The organism is Nonomuraea polychroma (assembly GCF_004011505.1).
Taxonomy (GTDB): Bacteria; Actinomycetota; Actinomycetes; order Streptosporangiales; family Streptosporangiaceae; genus Nonomuraea; species Nonomuraea polychroma.
On sequence record NZ_SAUN01000001.1, the window covers coordinates 3,358,028 to 3,379,491 of the forward strand.

Annotated in this window: 22 protein-coding genes and 2 riboswitches; of the genes, 15 read left to right on the forward strand and 7 right to left on the reverse strand. The window is 71.1% G+C overall.

Annotated features, from left to right (window positions below; all coding sequences use genetic code 11):
* Positions 1–38: 38 nt before the first annotated feature.
* Positions 39–629: a class I SAM-dependent methyltransferase gene (locus EDD27_RS14970; RefSeq protein WP_127932982.1), complete on the reverse strand. Its 591-nt coding sequence runs from the start codon at positions 627–629 to the stop codon at positions 39–41.
* Positions 630–757: 128 nt separating this feature from the next.
* Between EDD27_RS14970 and EDD27_RS14975 the strand changes: the two genes are divergently transcribed.
* From EDD27_RS14975 to EDD27_RS15035, 13 genes are all read left to right on the forward strand, one after another.
* Entirely contained in the window at positions 758–2,371 is a 1,614-nt protein-coding gene (locus tag EDD27_RS14975) for a sensor histidine kinase (RefSeq protein WP_241564049.1), read from the forward strand.
* Positions 2,368–3,042: a response regulator gene (locus EDD27_RS14980; protein ID WP_127932983.1), complete on the forward strand. Its 675-nt coding sequence runs from the start codon at positions 2,368–2,370 to the stop codon at positions 3,040–3,042. The genes EDD27_RS14975 and EDD27_RS14980 overlap by 4 nt, the downstream gene beginning before the upstream one ends.
* 111 nt (positions 3,043–3,153) lie before the next feature.
* Positions 3,154–3,564 (forward strand): hypothetical protein, encoded by a 411-nt coding sequence (locus EDD27_RS14985; RefSeq protein WP_241564050.1) that lies wholly within the window; start codon positions 3,154–3,156, stop codon positions 3,562–3,564.
* A 10-nt stretch (positions 3,565–3,574) separates the two neighbouring features.
* On the forward strand, positions 3,575–4,177 hold the full coding sequence (locus EDD27_RS14990; RefSeq protein ID WP_127932984.1) for a phosphoribosylanthranilate isomerase: 603 nt from the start codon (positions 3,575–3,577) through the stop codon (positions 4,175–4,177).
* Positions 4,178–4,182: 5 nt separating this feature from the next.
* Positions 4,183–4,989: a GNAT family N-acetyltransferase gene (locus EDD27_RS14995; RefSeq protein WP_206641417.1), complete on the forward strand. Its 807-nt coding sequence runs from the start codon at positions 4,183–4,185 to the stop codon at positions 4,987–4,989.
* A gap of 216 nt (positions 4,990–5,205) precedes the next feature.
* Positions 5,206–5,787 (forward strand): cardiolipin synthase ClsA, encoded by a 582-nt coding sequence (clsA, locus tag EDD27_RS15000; protein WP_127932985.1) that lies wholly within the window; start codon positions 5,206–5,208, stop codon positions 5,785–5,787.
* A 2-nt stretch (positions 5,788–5,789) separates the two neighbouring features.
* On the forward strand, positions 5,790–8,294 hold the full coding sequence (locus tag EDD27_RS15005) for a mannose-1-phosphate guanyltransferase (protein ID WP_127932986.1): 2,505 nt from the start codon (positions 5,790–5,792) through the stop codon (positions 8,292–8,294).
* A gap of 280 nt (positions 8,295–8,574) precedes the next feature.
* Positions 8,575–9,087 (forward strand): FHA domain-containing protein, encoded by a 513-nt coding sequence (locus tag EDD27_RS15010; protein WP_127932987.1) that lies wholly within the window; start codon positions 8,575–8,577, stop codon positions 9,085–9,087.
* A 61-nt stretch (positions 9,088–9,148) separates the two neighbouring features.
* Positions 9,149–9,802, forward strand: coding sequence for a transcriptional regulator FtsR (ftsR, locus tag EDD27_RS15015; protein WP_206641418.1), 654 nt, complete (start codon positions 9,149–9,151; stop codon positions 9,800–9,802).
* Positions 9,803–9,923: 121 nt separating this feature from the next.
* Complete coding sequence (locus tag EDD27_RS15020; RefSeq protein WP_020539830.1) at positions 9,924–10,394, forward strand: bifunctional nuclease family protein; 471 nt, start codon at positions 9,924–9,926, stop codon at positions 10,392–10,394.
* A 147-nt stretch (positions 10,395–10,541) separates the two neighbouring features.
* Positions 10,542–11,162, forward strand: a complete 621-nt coding sequence (locus EDD27_RS15025; protein ID WP_127932988.1) for a MerR family transcriptional regulator — start codon at positions 10,542–10,544, stop codon at positions 11,160–11,162.
* A 48-nt stretch (positions 11,163–11,210) separates the two neighbouring features.
* A riboswitch (glycine riboswitch) is annotated at positions 11,211–11,309 on the forward strand.
* A riboswitch (glycine riboswitch) is annotated at positions 11,310–11,422 on the forward strand.
* Positions 11,423–11,478: 56 nt separating this feature from the next.
* The gene (gene gcvP / locus EDD27_RS15030) at positions 11,479–14,304 is read left to right on the forward strand and encodes an aminomethyl-transferring glycine dehydrogenase (RefSeq protein ID WP_127932989.1); all 2,826 of its coding nucleotides are present in this window, start codon (positions 11,479–11,481) and stop codon (positions 14,302–14,304) included.
* A gap of 132 nt (positions 14,305–14,436) precedes the next feature.
* Entirely contained in the window at positions 14,437–15,225 is a 789-nt protein-coding gene (locus tag EDD27_RS15035; protein ID WP_127932990.1) for a tetratricopeptide repeat protein, read from the forward strand.
* 168 nt (positions 15,226–15,393) lie between these two features.
* On the opposite strand, the gene EDD27_RS15040 is transcribed toward EDD27_RS15035, so the two are convergent.
* Complete coding sequence (locus EDD27_RS15040; RefSeq protein WP_127932991.1) at positions 15,394–15,747, reverse strand: hypothetical protein; 354 nt, start codon at positions 15,745–15,747, stop codon at positions 15,394–15,396.
* 81 nt (positions 15,748–15,828) lie between these two features.
* Between EDD27_RS15040 and EDD27_RS15045 the strand changes: the two genes are divergently transcribed.
* Positions 15,829–16,425 (forward strand): alpha/beta hydrolase family protein, encoded by a 597-nt coding sequence (locus EDD27_RS15045; protein WP_127932992.1) that lies wholly within the window; start codon positions 15,829–15,831, stop codon positions 16,423–16,425.
* Position 16,426: 1 nt separating this feature from the next.
* On the opposite strand, the gene EDD27_RS56485 is transcribed toward EDD27_RS15045, so the two are convergent.
* Together EDD27_RS56485 and EDD27_RS15055 are read right to left on the reverse strand one after the other, a co-directional pair.
* Positions 16,427–16,618 carry a DUF5999 family protein gene (locus EDD27_RS56485; protein ID WP_127932993.1) on the reverse strand — a complete coding sequence of 64 codons (192 nt, stop codon included), beginning with the start codon at positions 16,616–16,618 and terminating at the stop codon, positions 16,427–16,429.
* Positions 16,619–16,817: 199 nt separating this feature from the next.
* On the reverse strand, positions 16,818–17,378 hold the full coding sequence (locus EDD27_RS15055; RefSeq protein ID WP_127932994.1) for a TetR/AcrR family transcriptional regulator C-terminal domain-containing protein: 561 nt from the start codon (positions 17,376–17,378) through the stop codon (positions 16,818–16,820).
* A gap of 113 nt (positions 17,379–17,491) precedes the next feature.
* Here EDD27_RS15055 and EDD27_RS15060 point away from each other — a divergent pair, with 113 nt between their 5' ends.
* Positions 17,492–17,890, forward strand: coding sequence for a hypothetical protein (locus EDD27_RS15060; protein WP_127932995.1), 399 nt, complete (start codon positions 17,492–17,494; stop codon positions 17,888–17,890).
* A gap of 372 nt (positions 17,891–18,262) precedes the next feature.
* Here the strand turns inward: EDD27_RS15060 and EDD27_RS15065 are convergent, their stop codons facing one another.
* The 3 genes from EDD27_RS15065 to EDD27_RS15075 form a co-directional block, all read right to left on the reverse strand.
* A complete protein-coding gene (locus EDD27_RS15065) occupies positions 18,263–19,654 on the reverse strand; it encodes an RNA polymerase sigma factor (protein ID WP_127932996.1) in 1,392 nt (463 codons plus the stop codon).
* 177 nt (positions 19,655–19,831) lie between these two features.
* Positions 19,832–20,149, reverse strand: coding sequence for a hypothetical protein (locus tag EDD27_RS15070; protein ID WP_127932997.1), 318 nt, complete (start codon positions 20,147–20,149; stop codon positions 19,832–19,834).
* Positions 20,150–20,192: 43 nt separating this feature from the next.
* Positions 20,193–21,338, reverse strand: a complete 1,146-nt coding sequence (locus tag EDD27_RS15075; RefSeq protein WP_127932998.1) for an AMP-binding protein — start codon at positions 21,336–21,338, stop codon at positions 20,193–20,195.
* Between the last annotated feature and the right edge of the window lie 126 nt (positions 21,339–21,464).

Consider the following 21,464-nt stretch of genomic DNA (forward strand, 5'->3'; position numbering starts at 1 on the left):
TCCTCCGCCGCGGGTGCCACCTTTCCCGGCAGAATCGGTCAGGCTCTGGGCCGGCGTGCGTGGAAGACGAATGCCGGGGGAGTGTTGCGCCACACCGTGCTGCCTCGTACGACCTCCTCGAAACGCTCGGCCAGCAGCTCGCGGAATCGGCGCGCTGAATTGAGCGGGACGGCGTGCACGTAGGAGAACGTCGTGAACGCCGCCCCTGGGCACATCGCCCCCGTCACCGCGCCCAGGAGCTCGCGCTGCACGTCTTCAGGGAAGGCCGCCCACGGCAACCCGCTCACCACCACGTCCGCCTGCCGCAACCCCCGCTCCCGCAGCAGCTCGCCCAGCCGCGCCGCGTCGGCATGCGCCACGTCAACGCCAGGGAAACGCTCGGCGAGCAGCCGCGCCAACGGCGCGTTCAGCTCCACGGCCAGATGGTGGCCACGCCCGGCCAGCCGCTGCTGGATCTCCGTGGTGAACGACCCCGTGCCGGGGCCCAGCTCCACCACGGTCGGCTCGCCACGCTCAGGTATGGGCGCGCACACGGCGGAGGCCAGCCGGCGGGAACTGGGCGCGAGCGCGCCGATCGTGGCAGGGGAACGCAGGAACTGACCGAGAAAGAGTGCAGTGCCGTTAGACATAGGACAAAACTAGGGCCAAGATCTGACTGAGCGCTCCCCCCTGAGGACGGTCCATGCGGCCAGAAGGAGGAGGCGCAGTCCTCCGCCGGGAGGATTGGCCCTGCACCACGGCCGGATACCGTGAGCCCATGCGTTGGCGTGGAGTACCGCTGGATGTCCTGCTGGCGGTTTCGGGTGTGGCCCTGGATCTGTTGACCACGGCCCATGCGGGTGACACGAGATATCTGCCCGCGGAGATGAACATCCCGATGGCGCTCCTGGCGGGCCTGCCCATGGGACTGGTCCGGCGGTGGCCGGTGCCGGTCACCCTCTATCTGGCCGTTCTCCTGGTGGTCACCGACCAGCTGGGGTCGTTCACGTCGAACACCGCCCAGATCCTCATCTGCGTCGCGCTCGGCATGGCCGGGTTCCGCTCCGGCTGGCGGGCCACCGCGGTGGCCGTGGCCGCCGCGATCGGCGCGACCGCGGTCAACATCGCCGACCCCGGCATCGCGCTCACCATCAACGCGTGGATGTACTCGGTCCTGCTCCCCGTCTTTCCCGCCGTGCTGGGCGCGTACCTGCGCAGCTCGGCCGGCCGCCTGGAGGAGCGTGACGTCACCCCTGACGCGCTGCTGGCGGCCGGCGGGGTGGCGATCACCGTGCTCAGCACCTGGACCTCCTGGCACTCCGGCACGCAGCCCGTCTGGGTCGTCGGCCTGCTGGCCGTGGTGGGCGGCCTGTCGCTGGGCATCGCCAGGCGCTTCCCCGGGCTGGTCTTCCTGCTGCAGGGCGTGCTGCTGGTGTCCGCCGACACCTACCTGAACGACGCCGTCAACACCTGCGTGATCCTCACCCTCGTCGCGATCGGCGTGTTCTCCATGCGGGTGGCCTCCTGGCCGTGGACCGTGGCGGCGTACTTCGCCGGCTGCCTGCTGACCGCGATCGCCGTCGTCGGCGACGACACCGACATCACCCCGTTCCGCGTCGGCGTCCTCATGACGCTGGTCGCCACGCCGATCGCGATCGGCCGCTACCTCGGCATGCGGCAGTCCGCCGCGGCCGCCGAGCGGCTGCGCGCCGAGGAGGCCGCCCGGGCGGCGGTCGCGCAGGTGCGGGCCGACCAGCTCGCCGAACGCGAGCGCATCGCCCGCGACGTGCACGACATCGTCGCCCACCACGTCGGCGCCATGGTGCTGCGGGCCGGCGCCGCCCGCTACACCGCCCCCGACGGCCCCGTCGCCGACGCGCTCAACGACATCCGCGAGACCGGCCACCAGGTGCTGCAGGACCTGCGCGACCTGCTCGACCTGCTGCGCGCGGAAGCCCGCCCCGAGCGAGAGCCGCACCTGCTGGCCAACCCCGCCGACGTGGTACGCGAGTCGGCCGAGCGCATGGCCGCCGCCGGGCTCGTGGTCGACCTCGATCTCGACCCGGCCACCGACCACGCCCCCCTCATCGCCCGCACCTCAGCGGCCCGCATCGTCCAGGAAGGACTCACCAACGTGCTCAAACACGCAGGGCCTGGCACCCGGGTCAGCGTCACCGTGACCCCGGAGGGGGAGGGGCTGTCGGTGGAGATCCACAACGGCCGCCCGCCCACCAGCATCGAACGCCTGCCCTCCTCCGGCCGCGGTCTGGCCGGCATGCGTGAGCGGGTCCGCGCCCTGGGCGGCACCCTCTCCGCCGGGCCCGACGGCGAGGGCGGCTGGCTGCTGGCCGCCAGCCTGCCGGCGCGTCTGCCGTCGGGGAGCGCCGCGTGATCCGCGTGCTGGTGGCCGACGACCAGGCGCTCGTCCGCGCGGGCGTGCGCATGCTGCTGCAGGCCGCGGGCGACATGGAGGTCGTGGGCGAGGCCCAGGACGGCGCCGAGGCGGTCCGCCTGGCCGAGCGCCACCTCCCCGACGTGATCCTCATGGACCTGCGCATGCCCAGGGTCGACGGCCTGGAGGCGATCAAGCGGGTGCTCGCCGCCCGCCCGGGGATCAGGATCGTGGTGCTGACCACGTTCGCCGAGGACGCCAACGTGTACGCCGCCCTGCGGGCCGGGGCGGTCGGCTTCCTGGTCAAGGACGACGACCCCGAACGCATGGTGGACGCCGTGCGCCGGGCCGCGGCCGGCGAGCAGCTGCTCGCGCCGTCGGTGCTGCGCAGGGTCGTCGAACGATTCCTGGCGGCCGAGGAGCAGGCGGCCACGCCGCCGCCGGCCGGGCTGACCGACCGCGAGCTGGAGGTGCTGGCCCTGGTCGGCACCGGCCTGTCCAACGCGGAGATCGCCGAGCAACTGCACGTCGGCGTCACCACGGTCAAGACCCACATCGCCGCCGCCATGGACAAGCTGGGGCTGCGCAACCGCATCCAGGCGGCGGTCGTGGCCCACCGCACCGGCCTCGTGGACGCCTCCTTCCGCCCGATGCGCCGCGGCCTCGGCTGAGCGGTCCCCCACGGGATGGACCGGTGATCATCCCGCAGGCTGACGACGCCCGCGACGCCCGCCGCCACGATGGTGTCCTTTACCGCCCGGCACGGAAAGGACTCCACGACCATGGACGCCACCACTGTCATGCCGCGGCCGGCCACCACGGGCCGGGTCCCGGCGGGACTGCTCTACGGCCTGCGCATCACGGTGACCGCCCAGGCGGCGGCGGTGCTCGTGGCGGCCTCCTTCGCCGGTCAGGCCGTCGAGTCCGGCGCGATGAGCGAGATCCACGTCATGGCCGGCATGGTCGTGCATCTGGTGGCGCTGGTCCAGATCGTGCTGGCCGTACTCGTCCGGCGGCCGGGACGCGGGGCCGGCCGGCCCGCCCTGGCGAGCGTCGTGTTGATCGTCGCCGGCGGTCTCCAGCTCGTCACCTGGGGGCCGGCGGCGCACCTGCCCACCGGGGTGCTGCTGGTGGGCCTGGTCGCCGCGGTGCTGATCTGGGCGTGGTCACCGGCAGTCGCCCGCCGCCGCTAAGGTTTCACGTGTGTACGTCAAGATCTGCGGCTTGACCGAGCCGGGCCACGTGGCCGCCGCCGTCGAGGCGGGCGCCGACGCCGTCGGGTTCGTCATGACCCGCAGCCCCCGGCAGATCGCACCCGAGCGCGCGGCCGAGCTGGCCGCGCTGGTCCCCGGCCACGTGCTCACCGTCGGCGTGTTCCGCGGCGAGGACCCCGGCACGGTGCGGGCGGCGGCGCTGACCTCCGGAGTGCGGGCCGTCCAGCTTCACGGCAGGCACCCGCACGGCGACTTCACCGCGCTCAAGGACCTCGGCGCCGTCCTGATCAGAGCCGTCGACGCCGAGGCCGACCTGCGATGCGGCGCCTACGACGAGGACCTGCTCCTCGTCGACGCCCCCCACGCCGGCTCCGGCCTGCCGTGGGACTGGGCCGCCATCCGCGGCCGCCCGTCCGGCCACTGGCTGCTGGCCGGCGGCCTCACCCCGGCCAACGTGACGGAGGCGATCGCGGCCGCTGAGCCGTGGGGGGTCGACGTGTCCAGCGGCGTCGAGGCCTCGCCCGGCGTCAAGGACCCGGCCCTGATCAAGGCGTTCGTCAAAGCGGTGCGGGACGCCCGCCCAGCGAGCTGATCGGCGTGACGGACGAGCTCGCCCACGCCGCCGCGCTGCAGCGGCACGGCGCGGCTGCCGACCTGGCCCGCGCCGTCGGCTTCATGCGTGCCTTCGCCCGCCGCAGGGCGCCGCGGAAGATCCCTGTCCCCGGCGGCTTCGCGGTGCTCGACGACCGCTACCCGGGCTCCTACGACGACAACAAGCTGATCGTCGGCGCCGGTGACGGCCCCGCCCCGGCCCCCGACGCAGTGCTGCAAGCGGCCGACGAGACCCTCGCCGACCGCGCCCACCGGCTGGTGACCGTGGACGACGACCGCCTGGGCAGGGCCTTCGCCGACGCGTTCGCCGCCGCCGGCTACCACCACGAGACCAGCGTGGTCATGGCCTTCCGCGGCGAGATCCCGGCCGATCCGCCCGCTGCCGAGCAGCTCGGCCTGGAGGACCTGCTGCCGGTGCTGCGCCGCGACTGGCGCCGCAGTCTGCCCCAGGCGTCCGAACAGGTGATCGACCAGCTGGCCCGCCGCGTGGAGACCCGGCTGCGCGGCGCCGACGTGGTGGCCTTCCGCGGCGTCCGCGCCCCCGGCGGTGAGATCGCCGCCCGGGCGGACCTCTACGTGCACGGCGCGGTGGCCCAGATCGAGGACGTCTTCACCGGCGAGGAGCACCGAGGCCGGGGATACGCGCGCACCCTGATGAACGCGCTCCTGGCGGAGGCGGCCGGAGCCGAGCTGATCTTCCTGGTGGCCGACGACTTCAGCTGGCCGAAGGACTTCTACGCCCGGCTCGGCTTCGAGGAGCTGGGCCGCGTCCACGCGTACCTGCGCACATGACCCCTCCGCCCCGCACTCGACCCCTCCGCCGCGCGCCGGTCCGGCTCCGGGCTGTGGCACCGGTCCTGCGGGCTGTGACACCGGCCCGCAGAGGCGAGGGAGGAGCACCCGGCCGCGCGGGAAAGGCGCGGGACGGGGGCGGTGGTGGGGCGTGCCGGCTGGAAGGTCACAGGTGGGGGCCGCTGTGTTGGAGTTCCACGCAGTAGGGTCTGCCTCGTGAGCGAAACTTCCGCCGAGGACCGGATCTGGACGGTTCCCAACCTGCTGAGCTTCTTGCGCCTCCTCGGCGTGCCCGTGTTCCTCTGGCTGGTTCTCGGGCCCAAGGCGGACGGGTGGGCCATCGGGGTCCTGGCGGTGGCCGGGTTCACCGACTGGCTCGACGGAAAGATCGCTCGCGCGTTCAACCAGATCAGCAGGCTCGGCCGGGTCATCGACCCGGCCGCCGACAAGCTGTACGTGGGCGCCACGATCCTGGCGCTGCTGCTGCGCGACGTCATCCCCTGGTGGCTGGTCGCCGTGATCGTGGCCCGGGAACTCTTCGTCGCGAGTTGCTTCCCCGTACTCCGGAAATACGGCTATAGGGCACTTCAGGTGCATTTCCTGGGCAAGGCCGCCATGTTCAACCTCATGTATGCCTTCCCTCTCCTCTTCCTTGCCTCCCACACTGGGTGGTATGCCGATGTAGCCCGAATTGTCGGATGGGCGTTCGCGCTCTGGGGAACAGGCCTCTACTGGTGGGCAGGAGTGCTGTATGCGGTACAGGTGCGGCAGCTCGTAACGTCGGCCAAAAAGGAGTGATCGTGAAGGCGGTCGTCATGGCGGGCGGGGAGGGCACTCGGCTGCGTCCGATGACCGCCAACCAGCCCAAACCCCTGCTCCCTGTGGTCAACCGCCCGATCATGGAGCACGTCCTGCGCCTGCTCAAGCGGCACGGCGTCACCGAGACCGTGGTGACGGTGCAGTTCCTGGCGGCGCTGGTGCGCAACTATTTCGGCGACGGCGGCGAGCTCGGCATGAGCCTCCAGTACGCCACCGAGGACCTGCCCCTCGGCACCGCGGGCAGCGTCAAGAACGCCGCCGACCGCCTCCGTGACGATCGATTCCTGGTGATCTCCGGCGATGCCCTGACGGATATCGATTTAACGGAAATGGTCCGATTTCATCGGGAAAACGCGGCGCTAGTGACAATCGGTCTAAAACGCGTGCCGAACCCGCTCGAGTTCGGCATCATCATCGTCGACGAACAAGGCCGCGTGCAGCGCTTCCTCGAGAAACCCACCTGGGGGCAGGTCTTCTCCGACACCGTCAACACCGGCGTCTACGTCATGGAGCCCGAGATCCTCGACGCCGTGGCGGCCGGCGAACCCGTCGACTGGTCATCCGACGTCTTCCCCGCCCTGCTGGAGCGCGGCGCCCCCATCTACGGGTACGTGGCCGACGGTTACTGGGAGGACGTCGGCACCCACGACAGCTATCTCAAGGCCCAGGCCGACGCCCTGTCCGGCAAGGTCGCCGTGGACATCGCCGGATTCGAGCTCTCGCCCGGCGTCTGGGTCGCCGAGTCGGCCTCGGTCGACCCGGACGCCGTGCTCAAGGGCCCGCTGCTCATCGGCGACTACGCCAAGGTCGAGGCGGGCGCCGAGCTGCGCGAGTTCACCGTGCTCGGCAACAACGCCGTCGTGCGCGAGGGCGCGTTCCTGCACCGGGCGATCGTCCACGACAACGTCTACCTCGGCCCCGGCGCCCACCTGCGCGGCTGCGTGATCGGCAAGAGCACCGACGTGATGGCAGGCGCCCGCATCGAGGAGAACGCGATCATCGGCGACGAATGCGTCATCGAGGCCGAGGCGTACGTCTCCAGCGGCGTCAAGATCTACCCGTTCAAGATCATCGAAGCGGGCGCGGTCGTCAACACCAGCGTCATCTGGGAGTCGCGCGGCCAGCGCAACCTGTTCGGCCCCCGGGGCGTGAGCGGCCTGGTCAACGTCGAGATCACCGCCGAGCTGTGCGTCCGCCTGGCCAGCGCGTACGCCACCACCCTGAACAAGGGCGAGCACGTCGTCACCTCCCGCGACTGCTCGCTGGCCGCCAGGGCGCTCAAGCGGGCCGTCAACGCCGCGCTCACCGCCAGCGCCATCAACGTGCTCGACCTGGAGGCGGCCCCGCTCCCGGTGGCCCGCTTCCACACCGGGCGCGAGTCGGCCGCGGGCGGCATCTCGCTGCGTACCACGCCGGGCGACCCGCAGAGCGTCGACATCGTCATCATGGACGGCCGCGGCGCCGACCTGCCGCCGGCCGCGCAGCGCAAGCTGGAGCGGGTCTTCTCCCGCCAGGAGTTCCGCCGGGCCTTCCCCGGTGAGATCGCCGAGCTCACCTACCCGGCCAGGGCGGTCGAGGACTACACCCGCGAGCTGCTGCGCCACGTCGGCACGGACGGCATCAGGGACATGAAGGTCGTCGTCGACTGCGCCGGCGGCACCTCGTCGCTGGTGCTGCCCTCGCTGCTCGGCCGGCTCGGGGTGGAGGTGCTGACCGTGAACGCCCGCCTCGACGACGTCTCGCCCACCGAGACGCTGGCCGAGCGCCGCCGCGACCTGCAGCGCCTGTCCGAGCTGGTCAGCTCCTCCCGGGCGGCGTTCGGCGTGCGGTTCGACCCGGTCGGCGAGCGCATCGCCCTGGTGGACGAGATGGGCCAGCTCATCAACGACGAACGCGCCCTGCTCGTCGTGCTCGACCTCGTCGCCGCCGAGCGCCAGGGCGGCCAGGTGGCGCTCCCGGTCACCACGACCCGGGTCGCCGAGCAGGTCTGCCGCTTCCACGGCGTGCAGGTGCAGTGGACCTCCACCGCGCTCGACGCCCTCACCTCGGCTGCCGCCGGACCCGACATGATCTTCGCGGCGGACGGGCGCGGCGGATTCGTCGTGCCCGAGTTCACCCCCGCCATCGACGGGCTGGCCGCGTTCATGCGCCTGCTCGGCCTGGTCGCCCGCACCCGCCTGTCGCTCAGCCAGATCGACGCCAGGATCCCCGAGATCAAGCTGCTCAAGCGGGCCGTGCCCACGCCCTGGGCGGCCAAGGGCGCCGTCATGCGCTCGGTCATCGAGGCGGCCGAGGCCGAGGCCGAGGGCCACCCCCTCGACACCACCGACGGGGTGCGCGTGACCCACGGCGACGGGAGCTGGGTGCTGATCCTGCCCGCCGCCACCGAGCCCCTCACCGACCTGTGGGCCGAGGCGTCCGACATGGACGGCGCCCAGGCGCTGCTCGAACGCTGGGCGCGCATCGTGGAGCAGGCCGCCACCTGAGCGGCGCCGGTCACCCTGTCACCGAAAGTGACGTGAAAGAGTTGGCCCCCGATGCGCGCGCACGGCGCCGCAAGATCGTAATGTTGAAACGCGCGGCGGCATGGACCACGGGGCGGAAGCGGCGGTAACTTTGTCTGCGTCCACACCACCGTCCAGCGCCCCGAGTTGACCTTTGCCGCTGATCAGCGTATGTTGCGGCATTCGCAAACTTGAAAAAGCGAAGCGAGGCGCGTCCCGAGCACCGTCGCCGCGTCTTCGCGGTAGGAGGCCGAGCCGATCGATGCCGAGCGTCTACTGCACGCAGTGCGGGCACGCCAACCCCGAGGATGCCCGTTTCTGTTCCCGCTGTGGGTCACCGCTGACCAGACCCGAGGTCTCCGGGGACACCACATCGACGATCTCCGTCGCGGGAATCGAGGCGTATGAGGCTGAGACAGGCGACATGCTCCTGGCCGAGCGGGCGCTCGTCGAGCAGCTGCCGCCCGGCGCGGCGTTGCTCACGGTGACCAGGGGCCCCAATCAGGGGAGCCGTTTCCGGCTGGACAAGGACCTCACCACGACCGGGCGTCACCCGGAGAGCGACATCTTCCTCGACGACATCACGGTCTCGCGCCGCCACGTCGAGTTCTACCGGCACCGCGGCGGCCAGTTCTCCGTCCGCGACGTCGGCAGCCTCAACGGCACCTACGTCAACAGGGAGCGGATCGAGGAGGTTCCCCTGCACTCCGGCGACGAGGTGCAGATCGGCAAACTCCGCTTGGTCTTCCTGATGCGGGGCAACGCCGGCGTATGAGTGAGCGAAGCGAGCGACCCATCAACACAGCTTCTCGTGAACCCATGAGGCCGGAGGGCTCATGAGTTCACAGGCGGCACGCTCGTACATGAGCATCGGGGAGGTGCTCGCGCTCCTGCAGGGCGAGTTCCCCGATGTCACGATCTCCAAGATCAGATTCTTGGAGGGCGAAGGCCTGATCGAGCCCGAGCGCAGCCCCTCCGGCTACCGCAAGTTCACGCACCTGCACGTCGAGCAGCTGCGTTTCATCCTCACCGAGCAGCGTGACCACTACCTGCCGCTGCGGGTGATCAAGGACAGGATGGCCGAGAGCTTCGGCCGCCCCCGTGCGGTGCAGCAGACCCAGGAGATCAAGCTCAGCCGCGCCGAGCTGATCGAGTCCGCGGGGATCGACGAGGAGACGCTCACCGAGCTCGAGGACTACGGCCTGCTCACCCCGGTGGCCAGGCGTTACGACGAGGAGGCGCTCAAGGTGGCGCGCACCGTCGGCGCCCTGGCCCGCTTCGGCCTGCACGCCCGGCACCTGCGCGCGGTCAAGGCGGCGGCCGAGCGCGAGTGCGGCTTGGTCGAGCAGACCGTCGCTCCGGTGCTCAAGCGGCGCGCCCCCGGGGCCATCGGCGAGGCGGAGGAGACCGCCAGGGAGCTGTCGGCCCTGCTGCTCGATCTGCACGCATCCCTGGTGCGCACGGGCGTACGGTCGATCCTGGGGCGTTGAGAGCGAGGCGAGCAGGGAGCCGACGGCACATTCCAGGCCCGCCGGGTGTTACGTTGAATTGAAGTAGCCAAGTCGAGCAAAGAGCTGTGCCGGGTGACCGGTCAGGAATACGGAGCAGCCCGTGTTGCAGATGGAGGTCGTGGGCGTAAGAGTTGAAATGCCCACAAATCAGCCGATCGTCTTGCTCAAGGAGGCACACGGGGAGCGGTTCCTTCCTATATGGATTGGCATGACCGAGGCGACCGCCATCGCCCTGGCCCAGGCGGAGGAGCCTCCGCCGCGGCCGCTCACCCACGACCTCTTCCGCGACGTGCTGAGCGCCCTGGGCGTCGGCCTGCGGGCGGTCAACATCGTCGCCCTGCGTGACGGGATCTTCTTCGCCGACCTGGTGTTCTCCAACGGCGTGGAGGTGAGCGCGCGGCCGTCGGACTCGATCGCGCTCGCGCTGCGCACCGGAGCCCGCATCTTCGCCAGCGAGGAGGTGGTCCAGGAGGCCGGTGTGGTCATCCCCGACGACCAAGAGGACGAGGTGGAGAAGTTCAGGGAGTTCCTTGACACGATCACGCCCGAAGACTTCGGCAGGGCGGGGTAGGTATTTCGGTGCATTTACGCTTCACGACGCGCCGAGCCGGATCGTTGACTGAGCATGGTCACGGTCCTACGGTGCAAGTGAAACCCGTGGCCGCCCTTTACGAACCCCCAGATCAGGCCACGGGATGAGAGAAAGCCGGAGGTCCGCGTGGCGGTCAGCAGCGGCGAGGGAAAGACGGCCGGCCAGGAAGATCCGGTGCGGCGCGAGAACGCGCGGCAGCGTGCCGGCGAGCAGGGTCTGCTCTTCGACGAGCAGCCGGCGGCGTTGCCAGGCGACATCGGATACCGCGGGCCCACGGCCTGTGCGGCGGCCGGCATCACCTACAGGCAGCTCGACTACTGGGCGCGCACGGGCCTGGTAGAGCCCACGATAAGGGCCGCGCAAGGCTCGGGCTCCCAGCGCCTCTACAGCTTCCGCGACATCCTGGTGCTCAAAGTCGTCAAGCGGCTCCTCGACACCGGGGTGTCGCTGCAGCAGATCCGCACGGCCGTGCAGCATCTGCGCGATCGCGGGGTCGCCGACCTCGCCCAGATCACGCTCATGAGCGACGGCGTCAGCGTTTACGAGTGCACCTCGGCCGACGAGGTGATCGACCTGCTCCAGGGCGGCCAGGGCGTGTTCGGCATCGCGCTCGGCCGGGTCTGGCGTGAGGTCGAGGGATCCCTCGCGGAGCTGCCGGGGGAACGAGCGGCGGTCGAGGACACCGTCCCGGCCGACCACCCCGCTGACGAGCTCGCCCGGCGCCGCCGCGCCCGGCGGACAGGGTGAAATGCCCTTGTAACACCTAGGGGTTGTAATCTAGGACAGCAAGGCTGACGACCCCGTGCGGGAGAGTCCCTGGGACCCTGGGTCCCAGGGCGCCGAAGGAGCAACCCTCCCCGGAATCTCTCAGGCACCCCGTACCGCTCGGGCGAGGCAACTCTGGAAAGCAGGCGCGCCCGCCAGGCGTGCCTCACCGACGGTGCAAGCCCCCTCGCGGGGGTGAAGCTCTCAGGTCGCGGTCACGCCGCGCTGACAGAGTGGGGAGATCCGGCACTCGCCCGCGCCCTGGCGCCGGTCTCCATAGCCTCAGGAGGCACTGTCCATGACCGACCTGTCAGCTCCGCCGTTCTCGTCCAGGCACATCGGCCCGTCGGAGGCCGAGCAGCAGCGCATGCTCGAGGCCGTCGGCTTCGAGTCGGTGTCCGACCTGGTGGCCGTGGCCGTCCCCGAGGCCATCAGGGCCAAGGACCGGCTCAAGCTGCCCGCCGCCGCGAGCGAGACCGAGGCGATCGCCGAGCTGCGTGCCCTCGCCGGCCGCAACCAGGTGCTGACCTCGATGATCGGCTTGGGCTACCACGACACGATCACGCCTGCCGTCATCCGCCGCAACCTGCTGGAGAACCCGGGCTGGTACACCGCGTACACGCCGTACCAGCCGGAGATCTCGCAGGGCCGCCTCGAGGCGCTGCTGAACTTCCAGACGGTCGTCTCCGACCTCACCGGCCTGCCCGTGGCCGGCGCCTCCCTCCTCGACGAGGCCACGGCCGCCGCCGAGGCCATGACGCTGGCCCGGCGCGCCGGCAAGTCCAAGAGCAACGTGTTCGTCGTCGACACCGACGCGCTGCCGCAGACCAAGCGGGTCCTGGCCACCCGAGCCGAGCCGCTCGGCATCACGCTCGTGGAGCACCCGCTCGACGGCGAGCTGCCCGAGTGCTTCGGCGTGCTCGTGCAGTACCCGGGGGCGTCCGGGCGGCTGCGCGACTTCCGCGCCGTGGCCGCCGCCGCGCACGAGGCGGGCGCGCTCGTCGTGGCCGCCGCCGACCTGCTGGCCCTCACGCTCGTGGCCGCGCCGGGCGAGCTGGGCGCCGACATCGCGGTCGGCTCCTCGCAGCGCTTCGGGGTGCCGTTCGGGTTCGGCGGGCCGCACGCCGCCTACATGTCGGTACGCGAGGGGCTGCAGCGGCAGATGCCCGGCCGCCTGGTCGGCGTGTCCGTGGACGCCGACGGCGACCCCGCCTACCGGCTGGCCCTGCAGACCCGCGAGCAGCACATCCGCCGCGAGAAGGCCACCAGCAACATCTGCACCGCACAGGTGCTGCTCGCCGTCATCGCCGGTATGTACGCCGTCTACCACGGCCCCGAGGGCCTGCGCCGCATCGCCCACCGGGTGCACCGGCACGCCGTCGCCCTCGCCGACGGGCTGCGCGCGGCCGGCCTGGAGGTCGTGCACCGGGAGTTCTTCGACACCGTCCTGGTCCGCGTGCCCGGCCGGGCCGCCGAGGTCGTCGCCGCGGCCGCCGAGCGGGGCGTCAACCTCTGGCAGGCCGACGCCGACCACGTCTCGGTCGCCTGCGACGAGAAGACCGGCGCCGCCGAGGTGACCAAGGTATGGGCGGCGTTCGGCGTGGACGCCTCCGACGTCGCGCTGGAGGGCGACGTGCTGCCCGCCGCGCTGCTGCGCGAGTCGGCGTACCTGACCCACCCGGTCTTCCACAGCCACCACTCCGAGACGGCGATGCTGCGTTACCTGCGCAAGCTGCAGGACAAGGACATCGCGCTGGACCGCTCGATGATCCCGCTCGGCTCCTGCACGATGAAGCTGAACGCCAGCACCGAGATGGAGCCGATCACCTGGCCCGAGTTCGCCGCGATGCACCCGTACGCGCCGGAGGCCCAGGCCGGGGGGTACGTGGAGCTGATCGGCACGCTGGAGCGCTGGCTGGCCGAGATCACCGGCTACGACGCGGTGTCGATCCAGCCGAACGCCGGCTCGCAGGGCGAGTTCGCCGGGCTGCTGGCCATCCGCGCCTACCACCGCGCCCACGGGGAGATCGGGCGCGACGTGTGCCTCATCCCGTCCTCCGCGCACGGCACCAACGCCGCCAGCGCCGTCATGGCCGGGATGCGCGTGGTGGTCGTGGCCTGCGACGCCGACGGCAACGTGGACCTGGCCGACCTCGACGCCAAGATCGACAAGCACCGGGACGCCCTGGCCGCGATCATGGTGACGTACCCGTCGACGCACGGCGTCTACGAGGAGAGCATCACCGAGGTGTGCGCCAAGGTGCACGGGGCCGGCGGGCAGGTCTACGTCGACGGGGCCAACCTGAACGCGCTGGTCGGGCTGGCCAAGCCGGGCGAGTTCGGGGCCGACGTGTCCCATCTCAACCTGCACAAGACGTTCTGCATCCCGCACGGCGGCGGCGGCCCGGGTGTCGGCCCGGTGGCGGTGCGCGCCCACCTGGCGCCCTACCTGCCCGGGCACCCGCTGCACAACGACACGCCTGTCGGGCCCGTCTCGGCGGCCCCCTACGGGTCGGCGGGGATCCTGCCGATCTCGTGGGCGTACATCAGGATGATGGGCTCGGACGGCCTCACCGCGGCGACCGAGCAGGCCATCCTGTCGGCCAACTACCTCGCACGGCGCCTGGCCCCCCACTACCCGGTGCTGTACACCGGGCGCGGCGGGCTGGTCGCCCACGAGTGCATCATCGACCTGCGGCAGATCACCAAGGAGACCGGCGTCACCGTGGACGATGTGGCCAAGCGGCTCATCGACTACGGCTTCCACGCGCCCACCATGTCGTTCCCCGTGGCCGGGACGCTGATGATCGAGCCGACCGAGAGCGAGGACCTCGATGAGCTCGACCGGTTCGTGGACGCGATGATCGCGATCCGCGGGGAGATCGCCAAGGTGGCGTCGGGAGACTACGACAAGACCGACAACCCGCTGCGGAACGCGCCGCACACGGCCGAGTCCGTCGTCGCCGACGAGTGGACGCACCCGTACACGCGGACCGAGGCCGCCTACCCGGTGCCGTCGTTGCGTGACGGCAAGTACTGGGTGCCGGTGCGGCGCATCGACCAGGCGTACGGGGACCGCAACCTGGTGTGCTCCTGCCCGCCGCTGGAGGCCTACGAGGACTGAGGGGCTCTGGCCGCTGCTCCGGCGCCCTGAATCGGGCGAAACGAGCAGCGGCCAGTCCTTCACCGTCAAGTGGGCAGACATGATCGCCAGAAGTCGTTAGGCTCGGTGCGACCGTCGCGAGAAGGAGCTCTCTTGACGTCCTCAGAGCTGGAGACACCACCCCTCGACACCGCCCGCCGTCTCGCCGAGGGCGGCGATCTGGAGGGTGCCGCGGCCATCCTGAGCCGGCTGGTCGCCGACCCCGAGGGGCCTGACCGGGCCCAGGCGGCCGTGGGGCTGGCCGTGGTGCTGGAGGAGCGCGGCGACGTCGAGGCCGCCCGGGCCGCGGCCAGGACGGCACTGGCCACCGGGCATCCCGAATACGCCGCGCAGGCCGCCTGCCATCTCGCGCAGGGCTTCGAGCGGGAGGGGCGGGCCGAGCAGGCCAGGGCCGCCTGGCAGGCCGTGCTCGGCGTCGGCACCGCCGCCTACGTGCCGCTGGCCCATCTCGCGCTGGCCCGGCTGGCCGCCGACCTCGAGGAGGCGGAGAGCGAGCTACGGGCCGCCATGGCGGCCGGCGACGGCCAGATCGGGGCGCACGCGGCGCGGCAGCTGGCCGACCTGCTGATGGAGCACGGCGAGCCGGGGATGGCGGCCGACGTGCTCATGGAGGCGCTGGAGTCGGCTCCCGAGGAGGATGTGCCGGGGCTGCGGGTGCAGCTCGGGATCGCGCATCTGGAGCTGGCCTGCGCCGAGTTCGCCGAGACGGTGGAGGGCGGGGCCGACGCGCAGACCAGCGCACTGGCCATCGAGCTGCTGGCTCGCACCCTGCCGCTGCGCGGGCGGGAGGAGGACGCCGAGCGGGTGTGGTCGTACGGGCTGCAGCACGAGGACGAGACCCTGGCCGCCGAGGTCCGCCTCCGCTACGACCGCGACGCCTGAGACAGCCACGTCTGGGACCGCCACGTCCGAGACGGCGCTGCGCCGCGCCGCATCATGCACCGCCCTCTGACCAGAGCTCGGCGCGGCGTCCGGGGTGCCAGCGACGCGTCCAGAGCGGGCTGGCGTGGTGTCCGCCGCCCCCGAGGCGTCTGGGAGAAGGAGCCGAGGTCAGCCGCGGCGCATGATGGCCGCGGCGGCGGCCACGTTGATGATGACGATCGCCAGCCAGGTGATCGTCAGCCCCACCAGGCCCGCGTTGCCCGCCGCGATCGCCGTCAGCGGGATGCCGATGCCCATCGAGCCCAGGGCGATCGGGATCATCGCCGATCCGGGGTTCTTGGCCTGGTGCTTGTGCGGGGCGGCGCCGTGCAGGGTGAGCTCGGCGCGCACGCGGGCGGCGATCGTCTCGTCGAGGCGCTCCACGAACGACTCGACGAGCGCGGCGTCGTAGTCCGGGCCGAGATCGCGGCGCGCGTCGAGCGTGGCCTGCAGATCATCCCGGAGGGGACGTTTGTCTGGCATACGAAAATCATGCCTGGCAGGTGGCGCGCCGTCATCAGCCCTGAGGGGTAGGGCGGGATCGTCCGAAGGTACGGTTCTGCCATGGAGGTCATGACCCCGCGAGGGCCCGCGCTGGTCGAGGTCGACGAGGTGGCCGAGCCTCGGCTGCTGCTCGTGCTGACCCACGGGTCCGCCGGGGGAGTGGGCGCTCCGGACCTGCTGGCCGTGCGCGATGCCGCGCTCGGCGCAGGGGCCGTCGTGGCCAGGGTGACGCAGGCGTTCCGGGTGGCGGGTGCGCGGGCGCCGGGCTCGCCGGCCAAGCAGGACGAGGCCTGGGAGATCGTCCTGACGCGGGTGCGTGCCCGCTATCCTGGCCTGCCCCTCGTGCAGGGCGGCCGGAGCAATGGGGCGCGGGTCGCCTGCCGTACGGCCAAGGCGGTCGGCGCGGCGGCGGTCGTGGCGCTGGCCTTCCCGCTGCACCCGCCCGGCAAGCCGGAGCGTTCGAGAGCCGAGGAGCTACGCGCCGCCGGGGTGGACGTGCTGGTCGTCAACGGAACTCGCGACCCCTTCGGCATCCCCGACGCCGCGGACGCGGCGCGCCTGGTGGTGCTGCCCGGTGAGGGCCACGATCTGAAACGTGACCCCGCCCGGGTGGGCGAGGTCGTGGCGCAGTGGATCGCCCGCTACGCGGCTCACTAGGTCAGGCGGCGCCGACCACGGGCCGGTGCGGTTCGATGGTGGCACCGCTGGGCAGGAGCTCCCCGGTGTCCTCGAACAGGACGACGCCGTTGCAGAGCAGGCTCCATCCCTGCTCTGGGTGGCAGGCAAGAGTGCGTGCCTTCTCTCGGTCTGGCGCCTCTGCATCCGGACAGGCCGGGTGGTGCGGGCACATCGGCGTGCCTCCGATATCTCGTGGGATGGCCCCCGTGAGGGACGGGAGCAGCTCGGGTTCACTTTTCTCGGCAAGTGTGCGGCGTATGTCACACACTCCGACATAGTCCGTTAGGACTGTTACAGGAGGGTCCCCGAAGCGTGTGACCTTCGACACAGCGTGCCTTATGCAGGATAACGGGCCAAGCGTGACACGCGCATCACGTTTGCAAACCCTTGAGAAGAGCGTCGAGTCCGCGCTCGAAGTCCATATCGGCTCTTTCGTCCCTCCTGACCCATTCATCAACCTCGGGATCAGCCCAGCCGGACTGCTGCACCTCGACGGCCACGCTGCCGAACACGAAGGCCCGCAGCGCGCGTACGGCCTCCGCGGCGTTGACCAGGCCGCCGTCGGCGAGTTGCTCGATCTGCTCCTTGATGGCGAGGGCCGTGGCGCCCTTGGGGGGTTTCGTCAAAGCCAGGGCAAGCACGCCCGGGTGCTCGCGGAGCAGCTCGCGCTCGGCCCGGCACCAGGCCTTGGCCGTCTCCTGCCAGGTCGGGCCCTGCTCCACGTGCACGGTGGTGACGTGCTCGGCCAGGGCGTCCATCAGCGCCTCCTTGCCGCGGGGCAGGTGGTGGTAGATGGCCATGGCCTCCACCTGGAGCGCGTCACCCAGGCGGCGCATCGTCAGCCGGCGCAGGCCCTGGCTGTCGGCGATGTGGAGCGCGGCCTCGATGATGCGTTCGCGGGAGAGGGGGACGGGTGGTCGCTTGGCGGGCATGTGATCATCTTACAATGTAAAGGGCGCTGCGCCGGGGTGATTTCAGTTCGTGTCGCGGGACGGCGTACCCTTGGCGGTTGTATGAGGTGCCGGCTGGTGAAAGGGCAGGATCGATGGCGTTTTTCCGTCCGCGGGTGAGCCGGGAGGCCGAGGTTCGCTACCACGCGGACCAGGAGATCTCCAAGAGCTTCCCTGAGCTGCTCGAGAAGGCCAGGCAGGCCGAGCAGACGTTGCGTGAGCTGCGGGCCGCGGCGGTGGACGACATCGAGCTGCTGGCCGCGGCGCGGGAGTTCGACAAGGCGCTGACCGACGCGCTGCGGGCCGCCGAGGCGGGGCAGCGGGCCACGTTCGGGGTGAAGGCCTACGACGATCGCATCGCGCGGCGCAAGGCTCGGGCCACGCCTGCCGGGCGGATGTGGACGGACGAGGTCGAGCGGCTGCGCACGCTGCGTGAGGAGAACCGGCTCTCGGGGATGCCGCGCGTGCCCCGTCCGGTCCCCGCGACCCTCTGACCTCACCGCTTCGCCGCGCGCGCTGACGACCGGGTGTCTTACCACCGGTTGCGGTTCTCGCCGGTGGTCGTTCCGGTGTCGTCCTGGATCGTGGTCGTTCCCGTGTCGCGCTGACCCGGTCGGCCGCCGTTCTTCTCGCGCGGGGTCGCCGTGCCGCGTCCCGCCGACCCCGCGCGTGTGAGTCGCGCCCGGTTCACTGTGCCCGCCTGCGCTGGTAGGTCTTCGCACGGGGATCGCCGGTGAGACCGGGCTGAGGGCCTCTGGGTGGGATGGCGTCTTGGCGTCAGGGCCGGGCGGGACGTGTCGGGAAAACGGCCGGTGGCATGGGAAAGCCCCGGTCACACCTCCCTCATGTGGCCGGGGCTTCGGCGGTCAGCTGGCCCAGTCGAGCAGCGGGCGGGTGTTGCTCGGGTGGCGCAGCTTGGACAGCGATTCCTTCTCCAACTGGCGGATCCGCTCCCGGGTCAGGCCCAGGTGCTTGCCGATCTCGTCAAGCGTGTGCGGCTTGCCGTCCACCAGGCCGAACCGCAGAGCCATGATCTTCGACTCGCGGGGCGAGAGGTTGTCGAGCACGCCCCGCAGCTGGTCGCCCAGCAGCTGGCGGTCGACGATCTCCGAGGCCTCCGGCGAGTCGACGTCCTCGATGAGGTCGCCGATCGTGGTCTCCCCGTCCTCGCCGATCGTCGCGTTCAGCGAGATCGGCTGGCGGCTGGTGCGCAGCAGCTCCTCGATCTGGTCCGGCGTCTTGTCGAGCTCGACCGCCAGCTCCTCGGGCGTCGGCTCCCGCCCCAGGCGCTGGTGCATGTCACGTTCGACCCGCGACAGCTTCGAGAGCATCTCCAGCACGTGCACGGGCAGCCGGATGGTCCGGGCCGAGTCGGCGAAGCCACGCTGGATGGCCTGCCTGATCCACCACATGGCGTACGTGGAGAACTTGAAGCCCTTGGTGTAGTCGAACTTCTCCACCGCCCTGATCAGGCCCAGATTGCCCTCCTGGACCACGTCCAGCAGTGACATGCCGCGGTCGGTGTACTTCTTGGCCACCGAGACGACCAGCCGCAGGTTGGCCTCCAGCATGTGGTCCTTGGCCTGCCTGCCGTCCTCGACGACCATGAGGAGGTCCTCACGGACGTCCAGCGGCAGCTCGGGGTGGGTCTCCAGCTTGTACTCGGCGTACAGGCCGGCCTCGATGCGCCTGGCGAGCTCGACCTCCTGCGCCGCGGTGAGCAGCGTGCGGCGGCCGATGGACTTGAGGTAGGTGTGCACCGAGTCGCCCATGGTCGACTGCGTGTCGTCCAGGTCGAGCGGCTCGCTTTCGACCTCGTCGTTCTCGGCGCTCAAGACGACGTCGTCCGGCACGTCCTCCTCGTGCTCCGGCTTGGGGTCGGGCGGCACGATGCCCTTCGCCGCGGCCGGCGTGTCGGTTTTTGCCTTGGCCGCGTTGCGGCCGGTAACCTTTGCTCGCGAGGTCGAGGACTTCTTCGGAGCAGCGTCCTCATGCTCCTCGGTGGCCTTCGGCTGTGCGGGCTTCCTGGTGGTGGTCTTCTTGGGGGCGGTCTTGCTGAGAGACGGCTCGTTCTCGGCGGCCAGGCTCACGCCGGCCTCCGACAGCTCGCGCAGTATCGTACGGCCCTCAGAGGGGCTGATCCCGGCATCGGCGAACGCGTCACGCAGCTCCGCGAGAGAAAGGTGACCCTGGTTACGCCCTCGTTCAAGCAATTGGTCGAGAGTCGCGGGTGGGGTCGCCACGGCGGATCTGGGCATGAGGACACCTCCTCCGTACGGAGTAAGAAGCGATCAGGCAGTGTTGTGGCGGGCGGCTTCGTTGTCCGCACGGCGCACCAGTATCAATAACGCCATTCGCCGTCATTTGTTCCCGCGCGGACGAAATGTCAAAAAAGGGCGGATCGCCCTGCCCGGCGAGCCGCCCCTCGTGGGGTCCTACTCCACCACGTCGATCTCTCCGCCTGTGGCCTCCGGCATGGGCATGGGCTCGGCTTCCTCCATGCGGTCGTCCGACCAGTAGTCGAGCACCTTGCCGGGATCGGGGTTGACCTCGCGGGAGACCACGATGTCGTCGGTGGGCTCGGAGGACGGGGCCGGCGAGCCGGACGGTGGCGCCTTCTCCACCACTGCTCTGGTCTCCTCGCCGACCTGGTCGAGCCTGCCCGCCGAGGCGGCCGCCGCGATCGAGACGCCTGCGACGACGATGACGCCGACGATGGCCGCGGATGCCCACATCTTGCGGGTCTGGTCCATGAAGGCTCCCTCCTTCTCCCCACTCTGACGCAGCCGCGCCTCGTCAGGTTCCTGCCTTCAGCCGTACCAGATCGGTCTTCCCGTTCGGCAGCAGCGGCAGTCCGGCGGCCAGGCGCAGCGCGCGCGGAGCGGCGTGAGGGGGAAGCCTATCGCGGCAGTATGCCCGCAATTGGGCAAGCGTGGGCGGCGTGTTGGGGTCAGCAGGCACCACGACCGCGGTGACGAGCTCGCCCCATTCGGGATCGGGCACGCCGATCACCGCCACGTCGGCGACCTCCGGATGGCCGCCGAGCACGGCGGTCACGGCGGCGGCCATGACCTTCTCGCCGCCGGTGTTGATGACGTCGTCGGCCCGGCCCAGCACCCGCAGCCGCCCGCCGGCCAGCTCGCCCAGGTCGGAGGTGACGAACCAGCCGCCGTCGAAGGGGGCGGGATCGCCGGAGCGGTAGCCGGAGAAGAGCACGGGACCGGCGATCCGGATCAGCCCGTCCTCGCCGATTTTGAGATCTACATTGTAAAGGGGCTGGCCGTCGTACACGCAGCCCCCGCACGTCTCGCTCATCCCGTACGTCGTCACGACCCGGGCACCGAGGTCCCGGGCCTGCTCCAGCAGGCCGGGACGCGGCGCGGCGCCGCCGAGCAGGATCGTGCGGAACCCCGACAGATCGGCCCCCAGCTCCACGAGCCGGTGCAGCTGGGTGGGCACGAGGGAGACGTGGTCGGCGCCGGAGTCCAGGACCGCCCGCGCGTCGAAGCGCGGGTGGATGATCGGCTCGCTCTCCGACAGCAGGGCGCGCACCAGCACCTGCAGGCCGGAGACGTGGGAGACGGGCAGGCAGCACAGCCAGCGCTCGCCCTTGGAGGCCTCCACGCGCCGCAGCGAGGCCGCGGCGGAGGCGCGCAGCGCGGTGGCCGACAACATCACGCCCTTGGGCGTGCCGGTGCTGCCGCTGGTGGCGATGACGACCGCCACATCGGCGGGCACGCCGGCGCCGCCGTCCTGGGGTGTCCCGCCGACGTGGGTGGGGCGCAGCGCGGCCAGCGCGGCGTCGGCCTGGCCTGGAGGCAGGGGGAGGACGGCGGGTCCGTCGCCGGAGAGCGCGTCGCGTACGGCCGTGAACAGCGCGGGTCCCGGAGGCTGCACAATGGCATGCAGCGGACGGTCCGGATGCGACGGGTTCCTCCACATGCTCGTAAGGTTAATGGCGACACGTCGGACAGCGGCGCAGGGAAAGCGGGGAGGGTCGTGGCGCGTTCTCCCTCGGCACGCCGACCATCAGTGAATCCGCAGCTTTTGTCGGTTTTTAGGATTGAA